The sequence below is a fragment of the Saccharopolyspora gloriosae genome, assembly GCF_022828475.1.
GTDB lineage: Bacteria > Actinomycetota > Actinomycetes > Mycobacteriales > Pseudonocardiaceae > Saccharopolyspora_C > Saccharopolyspora_C gloriosae_A.
This window is the reverse complement of the sequence record NZ_CP059557.1, coordinates 2,249,467-2,264,776: the sequence shown is the minus strand read 5'-3', so window position 1 is coordinate 2,264,776 and position 15,310 is coordinate 2,249,467. Positions and strand designations below refer to the sequence as shown.

The 15,310-nt window shown below is 69.3% G+C and carries 10 protein-coding genes; 6 read left to right on the top strand and 4 right to left on the bottom strand.

The genetic code is table 11. The features are described 5' to 3' along the window. Window positions 1-14 precede the first annotated feature (14 nt). The gene (locus tag H2Q94_RS09580) at window positions 15-1,259 is read right to left on the bottom strand and encodes an NAD(P)/FAD-dependent oxidoreductase (RefSeq protein ID WP_243794053.1); all 1,245 of its coding nucleotides are present in this window, start codon (window positions 1,257-1,259) and stop codon (window positions 15-17) included. 103 nt (window positions 1,260-1,362) lie between these two features. Continuing rightward, the gene (locus H2Q94_RS09575; protein ID WP_243794051.1) at window positions 1,363-2,835 is read right to left on the bottom strand and encodes a PucR family transcriptional regulator; all 1,473 of its coding nucleotides are present in this window, start codon (window positions 2,833-2,835) and stop codon (window positions 1,363-1,365) included. Window positions 2,836-3,056: 221 nt separating this feature from the next. On the opposite strand from H2Q94_RS09575, the gene H2Q94_RS09570 reads away from it, so the two are divergent. The 4 genes from H2Q94_RS09570 (at window position 3,057) to H2Q94_RS09555 (ending at window position 5,442) form a co-directional block, all read left to right on the top strand. Beyond that, on the top strand, window positions 3,057-3,605 hold the full coding sequence (locus H2Q94_RS09570; RefSeq protein WP_243794048.1) for an AAA family ATPase: 549 nt from the start codon (window positions 3,057-3,059) through the stop codon (window positions 3,603-3,605). 203 nt (window positions 3,606-3,808) lie between these two features. Beyond that, window positions 3,809-4,123 (top strand): hypothetical protein, encoded by a 315-nt coding sequence (locus H2Q94_RS09565; RefSeq protein ID WP_243794040.1) that lies wholly within the window; start codon window positions 3,809-3,811, stop codon window positions 4,121-4,123. Next, window positions 4,120-4,659: a DUF3558 family protein gene (locus tag H2Q94_RS09560; protein ID WP_243794037.1), complete on the top strand. Its 540-nt coding sequence runs from the start codon at window positions 4,120-4,122 to the stop codon at window positions 4,657-4,659. Before H2Q94_RS09565 ends, H2Q94_RS09560 begins: the two co-directional genes overlap by 4 nt. Window positions 4,660-4,785: 126 nt before the next feature. Next, window positions 4,786-5,442: a maleylpyruvate isomerase N-terminal domain-containing protein gene (locus H2Q94_RS09555; RefSeq protein WP_243794035.1), complete on the top strand. Its 657-nt coding sequence runs from the start codon at window positions 4,786-4,788 to the stop codon at window positions 5,440-5,442. Between the two features lie 212 nt (window positions 5,443-5,654). Here H2Q94_RS09555 and H2Q94_RS09550 read toward each other — a convergent pair whose 3' ends face one another. Then, entirely contained in the window at window positions 5,655-7,088 is a 1,434-nt protein-coding gene (locus H2Q94_RS09550) for a serine/threonine-protein kinase (RefSeq protein ID WP_243794033.1), read from the bottom strand. A gap of 849 nt (window positions 7,089-7,937) precedes the next feature. Here H2Q94_RS09550 and H2Q94_RS09545 point away from each other — a divergent pair. Both H2Q94_RS09545 and H2Q94_RS09540 read left to right on the top strand, forming a co-directional pair. Further along, window positions 7,938-11,780 carry an AAA domain-containing protein gene (locus tag H2Q94_RS09545; RefSeq protein ID WP_243794031.1) on the top strand — a complete coding sequence of 1,281 codons (3,843 nt, stop codon included), beginning with the start codon at window positions 7,938-7,940 and terminating at the stop codon, window positions 11,778-11,780. Further along, window positions 11,777-12,613: a hypothetical protein gene (locus tag H2Q94_RS09540; RefSeq protein WP_243794029.1), complete on the top strand. Its 837-nt coding sequence runs from the start codon at window positions 11,777-11,779 to the stop codon at window positions 12,611-12,613. The genes H2Q94_RS09545 and H2Q94_RS09540 overlap by 4 nt, the downstream gene beginning before the upstream one ends. Window positions 12,614-12,807: 194 nt before the next feature. On the opposite strand, the gene pheT is transcribed toward H2Q94_RS09540, so the two are convergent. Further along, complete coding sequence (gene pheT / locus H2Q94_RS09535; RefSeq protein ID WP_243794028.1) at window positions 12,808-15,300, bottom strand: phenylalanine--tRNA ligase subunit beta; 2,493 nt, start codon at window positions 15,298-15,300, stop codon at window positions 12,808-12,810. Window positions 15,301-15,310: the final 10 nt, after the last annotated feature.

Here is a 15,310-nt window from a genome sequence, read left to right as displayed (position 1 = left end):
CCCTTCGGGGGTGGTCAGCGGAGGGGGTTGAACGGGCGGAGTTGGTCGGGCTGCTTCCCGGTGACGATCTGCTCCGACAGCAGCTGTCCGGTGATCGGGCCGAGGGTCAGGCCCCACATGCCGTGCCCGCCGGCGATGTAGGCACCGGGCATGTCGGTGGCTCCGATCACGGGCAGACCGTCGGGGGTGACGGGGCGGCCGCCGACCCAGTCGTCCCGGCGGTCCTCCCAGGAAACGCCGCGCAGCAACGGTTTCGCGGAACGCTCGATCGCGGCGATGCGCTCGGGGTAGAGCTTCGCGTCCGGGGAGCGGAACTCCATCGTTCCGGCCACACGCAGGCCGCCCTGGTACGGGGTGCAGGCGACTCGCACGGCAGGCAGGTAGATCGGGCCGGGCACCGGCTCCTCGGTGGGGACGGTGAACGAGTAACCGCGGCCCGCGCGCACGGCGGTGCGCACGCCGAGCGGCTTGGCGAGCGAACTCAGCCACGCGCCGGTGGCGAGCACGACCGAGTCGGCCGTCAGGCGTTCCTCGCCGGAGCGCACGACGGTGCGGCCCTGTTCGCGGGTGATCTCGTCGACGGGGAAGCCGCTGCGGATTTCGCCGCCGCGCGCCTCGACAGAGCGCGCCAATGAGCGGACGAACTCGCCGGGATCGACGTAGCGCTGGCCTTCGATCCGCAGCACCGCCTCGATTCGGGAGGACAGCTGCGGAACCTGGGCCTCGGCGACCGAGGAGTCGACGACCCGCACGTCCTGCCCGGACTCGCGGATCAAGTCGAACTCGCGGCGCAGGTCGGCGACCTGCTCGGCCTTCTCGAACCCTGCCGTGATCGGGGCCGGCTTGGTCGGCGCCTCCACGCCACCTGCGGTGAGCGCGTCGAACGCACCGAGGCACTCGTTGTTCATCGGCACGAACGGCTGCATCGAACGGCGCCACGAACGCATGTTGCAGTGCGCGGCGAACCGGGTCAGGAACGCCCACAGCTGCGGATCCACCCGCGCGGGGACGTACAGCGGGGCGTTGCGGTCCAGCAGCGACCGGAGGCCGTAGCGCAGCACGCTCGGCTCCGGCAGCGGAATGGAGAACGCGGGAGCCAGGTAGCCCGCGTTGCCCCAGGACGAACCGGCGGCCACGCCGTCGCGGTCGACGACGGTGACCTGCACGCCGTGCTCCTGCAGGAACCACGCCGTGGACAACCCGACGGCGCCCGCCCCGGCGATCACCACGTGCCGCGGGGTCTGGTCGTTGCCGGCCATGTTCGCCCTCCTCAGATCGGTTGAATCCGAGTGTGGCTGTCAGTGACCATCCGACGATTGTCCGAGCGGCACAATCTCGTCGCCGACGATTGTGGAGTCCGCACTAGTCGATGAGCAGGGCGATGATCAACGCGAGTCGTTCGTCCGGATCGTCCAGGTCGAGGCGGGTCACCTCGGCCATTTTGCGCATCCGGTATCGCACGGTGTTCGCGTGCACGCCCAGCCGGTCCGCCGCCGCGCCGGGGTCTCCTTGGCAGCGCAGCCATTCCCGCAGCGTAGCGGCGTAGCGGGTGCCGTGCTGCTGGTCTTGGCGGCGCAGCTCCCACACCGGCCCGCGCGATGGGATTCGGCCGCTGGAAGCCGCGTTGCGGACTCGGCGCAGCAAGATCTCGTGCCACGCCTGCTCGTACACGACGAGCTCGCGGTCACCCTCCACCGCGAGGCACTCGTCGGCTTCCTGCCTGCTCTGCGGAAGTTCCAACGGCTCCGCCACACCTCCCACGCCCGCACGCAGCCGCACGTCGGTCGGCATGTTCCGCAGCAGACCCCGGAACCAGCGCTCACCCGAATCGCCATCGGGCAGCACCGTGTAGACGGTGTTCGCGAACAGGGCACTGCGCCCCGGCCGTGCCCAGCCGAAACCGGCCGTGGCGCGCTCGAACGCGATCAGCACGGCGGCGTCCTGAGCCTCCTCGGCCTGCATCGCGACCACCCGGAAACCGTTGCCGCGCAAGCCGAGCCTGCTCAAAACCGCAGGAGCATCGGCCTGCCCCTCCAGCAGGCCGATCACCAGGTCCGACTCGATCTGGCGCTCCAGATCGGCGCTGGCCCGCGCCCGCAGCAGGTGCAGCGAAGCCGTGCGCGCACCGGCGCTCAACGAGGCCGAACGCTCGGCGTTCAGCGGCTCCGGCACCTCCACCCAGATCGAACCGAGCAGTTCCCGGCCCGCGCGGACCGCGATGAGCGCGCGGCCGTGGAAGTCCTGATCGGGCATCGGCTCGGCGAAGAACGGTTCGTCGGAGGACGCCAAGTGCGCGTACACACCGCGTGCGCTGAGCTCGGCGCGGATGTCGGCGGGCACCCGTCTGCCCAGGATCGTGGCGAGCCGGGCGCGGTCCGCGGACTCCTGCCTGCTCGAATACGCCAGCACGCCGGAATGCTGATCCTCGATCGTCACCGGGCCGCCGATGGAGGCCGCCAACGCGTCGGCCAGCGCGAACAGGTCGGTCGGCCCGCGCCCCGCCTCCGTCTCCCGCCCCTCCAGCACCAGCCCGTACACCACGGCGGCGAGCTGCCCCCAGGACACGTCCGGGTCGATCCGCACCACCGCGACACCGCGCTCGCGGGCCACGGCGAGCTCCTGCTCGGTCACATCGCGCAGGAGCACGACGGCGGCCAGGGTCTCGGCGAGCACGTCACCGATGGACTCGATGCCGACGGCCAGCAGCACCTCCTCGGCACCCGCCCGATCGTGCAGCGCCACGCCCCGCAGCTCCACGTCCCGCCCACGCGGCGCGGTGCACAACCGCGCGCCGTAGCCGCCGAGGACGTTGATCAGCCGATCGAGTTTGACCATTAGAGCGCAGCCGCGCGTCGAGTCCGGTGGTGTCGCACCACGGCAGGTTCTCACGAGGAGAGGCAAAGAACGCAGATGTACGCCGAATCGGGCGAAACGGACGCAACGTCGGGCCGATAGGGTGATCGACGATCTCCTTCGGAAGAGGTGCGCCATGTCCGGCCCCGGACCGTCCGCAACACCGTTCCCGCGCTCGATCCGAATCGGTCCGGCGGCTCGACATGGCGCCTGAGGACTTCGGCGCCGGGGTCGTCCTGATCACCGGCATCCAAGCGGCCGGCAAGTCGACCGTGGCGCAGCTGCTGGCCGAACGACTCCCGAACTCGGTGCACCTGCGCGGCGACGTGTTCCGAACCATGATCGTCAACGGCCGGGAGGACATGACCCCCGACGCCACCGACGAGGCGACCCGGCAGCTCAGGCTCCGCCACCACCTGACCGCGCAGAGCTGCGACCAGTACACCGCCGCCGGATTCACCGTGATCGCCCAGGACGTGGTGCTCGGCGAACACCTCACCGAGCTCGCGGGCACGATCAAGAGCAGGCCGCTGCTGCTCGTGGTGCTCGCACCGCAGCCGGAGGAGATAGGCACGCGGGAAGCGGGACGGGGAAAGGTCGCCTACGACGAGTGGTCCGTGCGGGCGCTCGACGAAGTGCTGCACCGCGACACGCCCCGACTAGGCCTCTGGCTGGACACCACCGGGCAGACCCCGGAGCAGACGGTGGAGGAAATCCTCCGCCGCGCCCCGGGCGAAGCCGCGGTGTCCTAACGCATGGCACCAACTCGACGCTGCGGTGCACTGATTCGCCACATCCGTGCTTCACCGCGCGTTAGCATCCCAGTGGATCAGTGTGAAGACCTGGAAGGGACGACGACATGGCCGGGGAGTCCGGGGGCTTCGCCGCCGCAGCGGAAGGCCTGCAAACCGTTCGTTCACAGACGCAGTAGATCAACCAGCAAGTTGGTTCCGGCATGCTGGCCCTGGACCCTGAAGTTGCCGAACGAGCCGCTCAACGGGTCGAGGACGAGATCCGCGAGTTGGCGAAGCTGGCCCGAGATGCCGACCAGCTCGCACGCGTGACAGGCCTCGGCAACTACCCCGACGGCCGACAGCTCGCACAGCGGTTCGCTGACAAGGCCAACCATCCCCAGTCCGGCGCCGTACCGCTCATCAAAGAGCTGCAGAAGATCCTGGAGGAACAGGCGCACGCCTTCCGTTCTGCGGCCAGGGACTACCGTGCCACCGACGATCAGATCGCCCAAGACTTGCAGCGAGGTATCAAGTGACCCGACGTTCCCGTTCGTTGATTTCGGCAATCGCGGGTACGGCGCTGTTAAGCCTGTCCGCCTGCGCGTTGAACGCAACCACTCCCAGCACAGATCAGGAAACACCGCCCACGCAGGGCAGCGGATCTGGCCTGGTCGGCTTCGATCCGTGCGCGTTCTTCACACCGGAAGACCTGAGCGCGGCTGGTGTCAGCGGGCAAGGTGAACCTGTCGAGCAGCTGGAGTCCGAACCCGGTTGTTCCTACGAAGGCGAGAAAGTACTACTCACCCTGTACAAGAACCAGCAGCAAACTACTGATAGCTACGAGACCAGTGGCAGCTGGGACAGCTACGAAAAGTTCGACATCAACGGGCGAACCGCTGCCCGCGGCATCTCCGCTGGATCAACTGGTCAGGGCATCTGCAACGTCGTCGTCGACTCTGGCGGAGGCGTCGCGATCATCTCGATCAGCGGGATTTTGCTCGACGACGTACCAGAGCCGTGTCAGGCGGCGGAAGACATCGCGCGGCAGGTCGAACCGAGGCTTCCTCGATGATCGCGAGCGACGTCGTTCGCTGACAGCGCCGCCCCTGAGCCTCTCCTTATCCGTACCGATTCCGGGTGTCCGCGGGCTTCGGGAATTCGTTTGTCGCCCGTTGGGCAGGCGCACTACGTTACCGTTGTGGATCTCTTCTCTCGTTCGTGGGCGGCGTTGCTGGCGGCGGTCGCCGACCTCGCGGACGCGGACTTCGCGCGGCCGTCCGGCTGCACCGGGTGGCTCGTGCGGGACCTGGTGTGCCACCTGGTCATCGACGCTCAGGACGTCCTGATCACCCTCGCGACGCCGGCCGAAGCGGAACCGACCCGGAACGAGCTCACCTACTGGGAGGTCGCCGACGCCCCGCCGACCGGCGACGACCCGTTGGACGCGTTGACCGTCCGGCTCGCCGCCGCGTACCAGGAACCGTGGCTGTTGAAATTCCACCTCGACGACGTCGGCTCCGCCGCCGGTCGTGCCGCCGGACTCGCTGATCCCGCGTTCCGCGTCGGCACCCGCGACGAGGTCCTCACCGCAGGCGACTACCTCTCCGCATACGTCCTGGAATGGACGTTGCACCACCTCGACCTGATCGCGCACCTGCCCGGCGCGCCGGAACCGCCGGCCGACTGCCTCGCCCGGTCCCGCGCGATGCTGGAGGAGATCGCCGGAATCGAGTTCCCCGAATCGTTCTCCGCCCGGGAAGCATTGCTCATCGGCACCGGCCGACGCGCCCCCACCGAAGCGGAAGTAGCCGAACTTGGTGAACCCGCGGCGAAACTCCCGCTCATCCTCGGGTGACCCCGTCGATTTCTCCGCCGTGCCGGGGAAGTCCGCCGAGCCGGTCGGCACGGCCCCGCTCAGATGAAGCCGTGGTGGATGCTCGTCGCGGCCGCCGAACCGGAGAAGTCCGTCGGTGCGGCTGATCAACATGGTGCGCGTGTGCCGGGAGGCACCGACGATCCGATCATGGCGAACGTGACCGGCTCGCACACCACGCTGCGAGAACTCCCTCAGCGGGTGTTACTGCTGAGCACGGTGGTCGCGGCGATCTTCCAGCTCTCGCCGTCGCGCACCAGCGAATAGCGGGTCTTCTCAACCACGGTGCGGCCATCGTCGAAGCTGTAGGTGATCGTGGCCAGCGCCGAGTTCGCGCCCTCCGTGGTGACACCGGAGGCCTGCACGTTCTCCACCGGTTCCCAGAACTCGCTGAACGCCTCGTACCCGCCCGCGTGGTTGGTCTGGTAGTCCGGGGTGAGCTGGTGCCACGCCTCGTCCAAATCGTCGGGCATCGCCGCGTAGTACTCCGAAACCACCTGGTCCGGCGTCTGCGGCTGCGGCGGATCCGGCTGCTCCGGAGACTGCGGCGCGGGCGTCGGGGCCGGCTCAGGCCGGGGCTGCCCGGATTGCGCGGGCGCCGGCGGTGCCGCCGAACGGTCACCGGTGAGGTTGCCCGTCAGCAGGGCCGCGGTGACGCCTGCGCCGACGACCAGCAGCGCGCCCACGAGGATCAGCCCGTACCGGCCGCGGTTCTTCGACGATTCCCGCACCGGCTCCGGCTGCGGCGGAACCTCCGGGCGGGCCGGTTTCGCGGGCGCCGGGACCGGAACCGAAGTGAACGACTCCGGCAGCTCCTTCCCGTCGCTCACCGCTGCCAACGCGCGCTGCGCCTCGTGCATCGTGGGCCGCTGCGCTGGTTCGGCCGCCAGCATGCGCAACAGCACCGGGGTGAGCGCCTCCGCGTTCTGCGGAACGTCGAACTCACCTGCCGCGACCCGGTGCAGCAGGGCGATCGAGTTGTCCCCCAGGCCGAACGGCGGATGCCCCTCCAAGGCGGCGTAGAGCGTGGAACCCAACGAGTAGACGTCGGTGTGGAAATCCGCCTTGCCACCCTGCGCGACCTCCGGAGCGAGGTACGCGGGTGTTCCCGCGAGCACGCCCGTGGTGCTCGCATCGCCCAGCGCGCGGGAAATCCCGAAGTCGGTGATCTTGGTGATGTCGTCGGCGACGAGGATGTTGCCCGGCTTCACGTCCCGGTGCACGATTCCCGCGTCGTGCGCGGCGGCCAAGGCGGACGCCACGTCCGCGCCGAGCTTCGCGACTTCGGCGACCGGCATCGTGCCGCGCTCGGCGAGCACCGCCTCCATGCTCCGCGAATCCAGGTACTCCATGATCAGGCAGGGGCGGCCGTCCTCTTCCACCACGTCGTAGACGGCGATCGCGTGCCGGTGCATCAGCCGCGCGGTGATCCTGCCTTCGCGAATCGCGCGCCGTTTCGCCGTCTGCACATCGGAATCGTTGAGCGATTGGCGCAAGTGCAGTTCCTTCACCGCGACGGTGCGGCTGAGGCGCTCGTCGGAGGCCTTCCACACCACGCCCATCGCGCCACTGCCCAGCCTCGACTCCACCCGATACCGCCCGGCGACCAGTCGATCCTGAGCACTCATGACACGACTCCTCCACACGTTCCGCCTCGATCCGCGATCGACTCTGCCAGGTCTCACGTCATGTTCGAGCACAGGGGTCGTCACTTCAGAAGACATTTCGGCGCTGCACCGAACGGACCGCAAGATTGACTCATTCAGGTGAACCTGAACGGAACCGATTGAACGCATCATCCCGCGTCCACGACTCTGTGCGGCTGCCCGAGAAACGGAGGACTGCATGCCGGTAGGTGGAGTGTCCCACTCCGAAGCTCTGAGCAAGACCGCAAGCCTGGTCAGATTCCTCGGCGAGCTCACCGGGTCCGCCCAGCAGAACTCGCCGCGGGACATCAATTCCGGAACCTCCGCAGCACCGAAAACCGTGCTGTGGGCGGAAGAATTCCCCGACGGCATCAACCTCCGGGCCGACACCGACGACGTGATCCTGAGCATGGCGCCGGTGAAATCGACCCCCTCCCCCGCCCTCCCGGACGAACTGGCCGGGAGAGTCAGCCGGGAGCGCCGCAACTCGCCCACCGGTGACGAGCCGGTCTTGCTCCCTGCGCCGGAAGGCGAGGAGAGCACCAGGGCCGAACTGCACTCGTTCGGCAGCTGGCTGACGCGATGGCGGGAATGGGCCGCGAAAGAACGCCCGAACGAAGCGCGCCGAACCTTCTACCGGGAGTTGGAAGGCATCGCGAAAACCATGGAGCAGCATGACGACGAGTACGAACTCGTGCTCACCGTGGGGCTGTTGCAATGGCGCACTCCGGACGCGCAGGACATTCGTCGTCACCTGCTCGTCGAACGGCTCGTTGCTTCCCTCGACAAAGACGCGACGGTGCACATCAGCCGCCTGCCGGGAAAAAACGGTTGGAGGACCGCGAGCTGTTCGAGGGGCAACCGGTCTACCGGGCCGATCGCGTGCGGGAGGCGAAGGAGAACATCCTCGGTTCAGAAACGTCGCCGCTGTCGGAACGGTCGATCGGCGAGCTGCGGAATTGGCTCGGCCTCGCGTTGGACACGCCCTGGGAGGAAAGCACCGCGGGCGTCCGGGAAGTGCTGCCGGGAACTCCGACGTTCAGCGCCTCGGCGGCGCTGATTCTGCGGCCCAGGAACAAAGTTCTGCTGGCAGAGGCTTATCGCCGGATCGGGGAAATGCTGCGTTCCCCGGACTGTCCCGTTCCGGTGGGCCTGGCCCAGCTCGTCGTGGACACCGAACGCGGACAGCGCGCGGACTGGCTCGGCTCGCAAGGCGCCACCAGCGGTGATCTGCTCGGCGCCGATCCGCTGTTCCCGCTGCCCGCGAACGCGGAGCAGAGCCGGGTGATCGAACTGCTGCGCTCCGAGACCGGAGTCGTCGTGCAGGGGCCGCCCGGAACCGGGAAGACCCACACCATCGCCAACCTGATCTCGGCGCTGCTCGCCCGGGGACAGCGGGTTCTGGTGACGAGCCAGAAGGACCAGGCGCTGCGGGTTCTGCGGGACAAGATCCCGGACGAGCTGCGGAAGCTGTGCGTGCTGCTGACCGGCGGCAGCAAGGACGCGGCGGTCGAAGTGCGGCAGAGCCTCGACGCTCTCGCGCAGGCGGTGGCGCTCAACGACCTGCCGAGCCTGAAGCGCCGCACCGAAGCCCTCGACAAGGAACGCAAGGGACTGCTCGCCGCGAGCAACCGGCTCAACATCGAAGTCGGCCGTGCCCGGACCGTGGAACTCGACGAGCATCCCGCCGTCGTACCCGGCTACCGGGAGGACATGTACTACGGCACGCTGGCCGACATCGTGCGCGAGGTCGTGGCGGGCGCGCAGGAGCACGACTGGATCCCGCCCGTGCCGGACTCCGCGCAGGACGTTCCGCCGCTGCCCGCGAGCGAACTGGCCGAACTCGCCCGCCTGCTGGCGCAGCGCGGCGAACGTCCGGACCGCCTCGATCAGCAGATCCCGGACGCTGCGGACCTGCCCAGTGCGCAGGAGCTCGCGGACCTGGTGCGCGCCGAACAGCAGGCGCAGCAGGAAGCGGGCCGCACGGTCGGGGCCACCGCCCAAGCCCTCGCCGGCCTCCCCGAACAACAGCTGGCGCTGCTGCGCGACCTGGGCGATCGAGCGGAGCCGATCCTGGCGCGGTACGGGCCGACGCAGCCCGCCGGGCAGGAATGGGTCGCGCGAGCACTGGCCGATCGGCTCGCCGGCCGCCATCAGGGGTTGTGGGCCGAGCTGCTGGCGGTGCGCGAAGAACCAGCGCGCCTGCAGCGGCACTCGCGGGAACTCGGCCCCACGGTGGACAAACCGGCGATCGGCCCGGACAACTTGGGGACGGCCCGCGGCTGGCTGCGCAGCGGCCAGGCCCTGCTGGAGCACCTGCGCGGGGGCGGCTCGCTGCGGCGGTTCTTCCCGCCGGCGCCGCAGAAGGACGCGCAGGAACTGCTGGACATCGTTCGGGTGGACGGGCGTTCCCCGCAGAACGCCGATGACCTGGCGGCGGTCCTGGAGAGCATCGAAGCCGAGACCGCCGCGGCGCAACTGGCGGCCAAGTGGCGTCAGGTCGGCGTGACCATCGAAGTCGGTGACGTCAGACGAACCCTCTCCGAGCTCGCCGACAACGCCGCCGCGCTGGACGCCGTCGACGACCTCGGCGGACTGCACCGCCAGATCGCCGCGACGCTCGCCGCCGAACGCGTCGCACTGGACACCTCGACGGTGTCGAACTTCGCCGAAGTGCTCCGCGCCATCCCCGCCGCCGAGCAGCAGTGCACGTGGGAACGCGCCCGCGACAGCGTCGTCCGGCTGCACGAGCTGGTGCGGAACATGACCCACCAACTCTCCGCCTGCCCCGAGCTGGAGCCGTTGCGCGCCGCCGTGAACGACCGCGACGTCACCGCCTTCGCCGCAGGACTGCGCGCACTCGACTCGGCCCGCGCCGAGCAACAGGAGCAGCTCCACCGGGAAAGCCTGGTCCGCACGATGACCCAGGTGCACCCCGAGCTGATGCGGCGGTGGCAGGACACCGGCACCGACCCGAGCTGGCAGGAGCGCGACGTCCGGGCCGCATGGGCGTGGTCCCGGGCTCGCCGGTTCGTGCAAGGCCACCGCACCGCGGGGCACGAGCGGGAACTGCTCACCGAATACGAGCGGGTCGAACAACGACTCCGCCAGGTCACCGAGCAGCTCGCGACCGCCGAGGCCACCTGGCAGTGCGTGGACCGCATGTCCGACGACCACAGCCGGGCGCTGCACACCTATCAAGCGCACATCAACAAGATCGGGGCCGGCACCGGGAAGAAGACCAAAGAGTTCCGCAGGGCCGCACGCCGCGCCATGGACAAGGCGCAGGACGCGGTGCCCGCGTGGGTCGTGCCGCTGCCGAACCTGTTGGAGAACATCGAACCGGTCCGCGACCGGTTCGACGTGGTCATCGTCGACGAGGCCAGCCAGGTCGGCATCGAGCACCTGTACCTGCTGTGGATGGCACCCCGCGTGATCGTCGTCGGCGACGAGAAGCAGTGCACTCCCGGAACGGGACAGATGGGCAAGCTGGACCGCGTCTTCGCCGAAGCCGAAAGCCACCTCGCCGAGATCGACGAGGACGTGCGCCGGATCTTCACACCGAAATCGCACCTGTACGAGGTGTTGTCGTCCCGCTCCGGCAAGGACGGCCTGGTCCGCCTGCGAGAGCACTTCCGCTGCGTTCCGGAGATCATCACCTGGAGTTCGCGGCAGTTCTACCAGGACGGCAGCGGCGGTTCCGGCCTGGTCCCGCTGCGCGAACGCACCGGCGACCAGCTCGAACCGCTCAAGGTCACGATCGTCGAGGACGCGTTCACCGAAGGCCGCGAAGCCCGCCTGCGCAACGAGAAGGAAGCCGACGACATAGTCGAAGCACTGGCCAAATGCCTCAAAGATCCCGCCTACGACGGCATGAGCTTCGGAGTGGTCGTCCTGCGGGGCAGCGCCAAAGCCCACCTCCAGCTGCTCGAACTGCTGATCAGCCGCCGGATCTCCCCGGAGGACCGGCAGGAACGCAAGATCCGGGTGGGCACCGCCCCGGACTTCCAGGGCGACGAACGCGACGTGATCTTCCTGTCCCTGGTCGTCGCCCAGTCGCCGAAGCTGACCGGCGGCGAGTCCGTCCGGCAGTCGTTCAACGTGGCGGCCAGTCGCGCCAAGGACCAGATGTGGCTGTTCAGCTCGCTCCCGCTGGACCAGTTCAACCCGCAGGACCTGCGCGCGTCGCTGCTGGACTACATGCAGGACCCGCCGCCGGTGTTCGGGAACTCGCCCGAGCTGGGAAACGTCCCCGAGGACCAGCCCGCCGAGGGCTTCGATTCGCTCTTCGAGCAGCGGGTGTTCCGGGAGCTCAAACAACGCGGCTACCACGTGGTTCCGCAATATCCCGTCGGTTCTCGGCGACTCGACCTGGTCGTCGTCGGGGACGGCGGACGGATCGCCGTGGAGTGCGACGGTCACCACTGGCACGCCGGGCTCGACAACGAGCGCAACGACGCCCAGCGCGACCGCGAACTGGCACGCATGAAGTGGACGACCGTCCGGATCCGGGAGAGCGAGTTCGAGCTCTCCCGGCAACGGGAACTGGCCCCGCTGCTGGAAACCCTGCACAGCAAGAACATCCAGCCCGGATACCTCGGCGAACACACGCGCGAGACCGAGTGGGCGCCGGTGACCACTCCCGAATCCGATGAACTCGAGGAGCAGCAGTGAACGACCGCGTGATCGAGCTCGACGACAACGTGCTGGCCGGGATCGCCTCGCTGATCTGCGGCGACGACATCTCCCCGTACTACCGGCGCGGCTTCGAGATCGAGAAGTTCTTCAAGGCCGCAGGCTGGCCGGACGTCGGCGAGCTCGACGGGTACCGCAGGGAATGGACGCTGGAGCAGTTGCAGAAGCACCAGCACGACTCGGATCGGATCGAGCGGGTGCTGCTCCGGCTGGCCGATCCTCGGGAATACCTCGGGGAGGACACGGCGCGCGCCGAAGTCGTCGAGCAGCTCAACGAACTGCTCGCCGTCGAGGGTTATCAGGTCGACTACCTGCGCGGCCGCCCTCGGCTGGTCGAGCACGAACCGTCGATGACCCGGCCCGCCAAGTCCACTCCGCTCGAACTGACGGAGAGCATCGCCGACATCGTCCACGACGCCGAATTCGGGCGGCAGCTGCGGAGCAGGCTGGACGAGGCGTACCTGTGCTGGACGGAAGGCGCTCCCACCGCCGCGATCATCATGCTGGGAAGCGTGCTGGAAGGCGTGCTCTACGACGTGGCGCGGAACAAGCACGACGGGCAGGGCAAGGAGCCGACGGACCGCTTGGAGAAGCTGATCGAACTGGCCGAGGAACGCGGCTGGATCGCCAAGGACGTCACCGAGTACGCGCATGTGCTGCGCGGTCACCGCAACCTGGTTCACCCCAAGAGGCAGTGGACGAATTCGTACTCACCCGAACACGACACCGTGCACATCGCATGGCAGGTCGTGGTCGCCGCGCTCAATGACCTCGCCGCGGCGACCAGGGACCAGGTGGACGCGGCCGGGTGAAACGAGACCGGGGAGCCGCACTCGGTGCGGCTCCCCGGATTCGTTGTTCGTTCGCGCCAGGCGCCCGGGATTCGGGCCTCGCCCGTCAGGCGCCCTGAGGCTTCGTCCTCGTCAGGCGCGCACGACTTCGCTCGTCAGGCTCCCGTCGGTTCCCGCGGGTTCCCGCCCGTCAGGCTCCCGCGGGCTTCCGCCCGTCAGGCGCGCAGTACCGCTCCGAAGCGGGATTCGGCCTCCCGCAGCGCGGAGTCGCGCGCCTCGGTCGCCTCCTCCTGCTTGAGCGTCCGATCCGCGGCGCGGAACCGCAGCGCCAGCGCCAGCGACTTCTTGCCCTCGGCGAGCTGCTCACCGGAGTAGACGTCGAACAGCCGCACGTCCTCCAGCAGCTCACCGCCGCCGGAACGCACCACCTCGACCAGCTCCGCCGCGGGCACCGCCTGGTCCACGACCAGCGCCACGTCCAGCAGCACCGGCGGGTACGCCGAGATCGACGGCGCCGGACGGGACTCCGCCAACGGCAGCGCGTCCAAGTCGAGCTCCATCGCGCAGGCGCGCTTCGGCAGCCCCAGCTCCTCGACGACCTTCGGGTGCAGCTCACCCGCGTGCCCGACGACGACGTCACCGGCCTTCAGCTGCGCGCAACGGCCCGGGTGCCACGGGGCGAGATCGCCCGCGGTCACCGTCAGCTCCACCCCGGCGGCGTGAGCCACCGTGCGGGCCGCCTCGACGGCGTCGGCCCAGCCCGCGTCGCGGCCCGGACCCCACCAACCTGGACGTTCCCGCTTACCGGCCAGCACCACCGCGGCGTGCGTGGGCTGCGCGGGCAACGCGGCCTCCAGCGCGGCGACCTCCCCGTCCGTCGGACGCCCGGTGACGCCGACCTCCGGCATCGCCGGAGGCTGCTCGGCGGGCAGCACGACCTGGCCGATGTGGAACAACGCCAGATCACGTCGGCCACGGGAGACGTTGCGCTGCAACGAATCCAGCAAGCCCGGCAGCAGCGTCGTCGCCAGCTGCGACCGGTCCGACTCCAGCGCGTTGAACAGGGTCAGCGCGCGGCGACGCGGATCGTCCTCGCCGATGCCGAGCTTGCCCAGCACCTCGTCGCTGGTGAACGGGAACGGCAGCACCTCGACGTGACCGTCCCCGGCCAGCGCCCGCGACACCGCGCGGCGACGGCGCTGCGCGGGCGTGAGACCCCGGCCCGGAGGCGCGGCGGGCAGCACCGACGGAATCGTGTGGTACCCCTCCAGCCGCAGCACCTCTTCCACGAGGTCCGCGGCCTGCTTCAGGTCCGGACGCCACGTCGGCGGGTGCGCGGTGACCAGACCCACGCCCTCGTCCGAAGTACCGACCTCGATGCGGCACCCGATCTGCGACAACCGGCGCGCGGTGATCCCGCGCTCGTAGGACACACCGGCGATCTTGTCCGGCAGCGCCAGCGGCATCGTCACCGGCGCCGGAGCCAGCGGAGAACCGACGTCCGTGCGGCCCTGCGCGATGCGGCCCTCGCCGTAGCGAACCAGCAGCTTCGCCGCGAGCTCGGCCGCCACCGGCGCCACCGCCGGGTCCACCGAACGCTCGAAGCGCTTGCCCGCCTCGCTGGGCAGCTTGTGCCTGCGGATGGTGCGCGCGATGCTCGCCGGATCCCAGTTCGCCGCCTCCAGCAGCACGTCGTGGGTGTCCGCGCCGATCTCGGTGCTCGCGCCGCCCATCACACCGGCCAAGCTGACCGGACCGGACTCGTCGCAGATCACGACGTCGTCCGGGTCCAGCTCGCGCTGCACATCGTCGAGCGTGGTGAGCTTCTCGCCCGCAGCGGCGCGGCGAACCACCACGTCACCGGTGAGCTTCGAGGCGTCCCACGCGTGCAGCGGCTGCCCCAGCTCCAGCATCACGTAGTTCGTGACGTCCACCGACAGCGAGATCGAACGGATCCCCGCCAGCGCCAGCCTGCGCCGCATCCACCACGGCGTGGGCGCCGTCGGATCCACACCGGTCACCCGGCGGAACACGAACCGCGAGCACGCCGACTCGTCTTCGATGCGCACCGCGCGCGATTCCCGCTCGTCCTCCGGCACGTGCATCGCCGCCGGGTCGCCGAACGGGACTTCCAGGGCGTTGGACAGTTCGCGGGCCAAGCCGCGCACCGAGAAGCAGTAACCGCGGTCCGGCGTGATCGCCAGCTCGATCACCGAATCGTCCAGGCCCACCAGCTCGGTGGCGTCCGAACCCGGATCGGCCACACCGGCGGGCAGCACCAGGATGCCGTCGTGGTCCTCACCGATGCCCAGCTCCTTGGCCGAGCAGATCATGCCTTCGCTGACGCGCCCGTAGGTCTTGCGCGACGCGATCTCGAACCCACCGGGCAGCACCGCGCCGGGCAGCGCCACGACGACCAGGTTGCCCTCGGAGAAGTTCGTCGCGCCGCAGACGATGCCCTGGGTGGTCCGCTCGCCGTCCTCGGCGTCACCGACCTCCACCCGGCAGAACCGGATGGGCTTTTTGAACCCGGACAGTTCTTCGATCTCGGCCACACGACCGACCACCAGCGGGCCGCTCACCTGTGACAGGTGAGCGACCTCCTCGACCTCCAGCCCGATCCGGACGAAGGCCTCCGCCAGCGTGTCGGCGGTGGTGTCCGCGGGCAGCTCCAGATGCTCGGCCAGCCAGGAAACCGGAATCCGCACTTGCTCAGGT

What these genes read in the sequence shown, in the direction of transcription:
- H2Q94_RS09580 (WP_243794053.1), bottom strand. Translation starts at nt 1,259, where the DNA reads ATGGCCGGCAACGACCAGACCCCGCGGCACGTGGTGATCGCCGGGGCG.
- H2Q94_RS09575 (WP_243794051.1), bottom strand. Translation starts at nt 2,835, where the DNA reads ATGGTCAAACTCGATCGGCTGATCAACGTCCTCGGCGGCTACGGCGCG.
- H2Q94_RS09570 (WP_243794048.1), top strand. Translation starts at nt 3,057, where the DNA reads ATGGCGCCTGAGGACTTCGGCGCCGGGGTCGTCCTGATCACCGGCATC.
- H2Q94_RS09565 (WP_243794040.1), top strand. Translation starts at nt 3,809, where the DNA reads ATGCTGGCCCTGGACCCTGAAGTTGCCGAACGAGCCGCTCAACGGGTC.
- H2Q94_RS09550 (WP_243794033.1), bottom strand. Translation starts at nt 7,088, where the DNA reads ATGAGTGCTCAGGATCGACTGGTCGCCGGGCGGTATCGGGTGGAGTCG.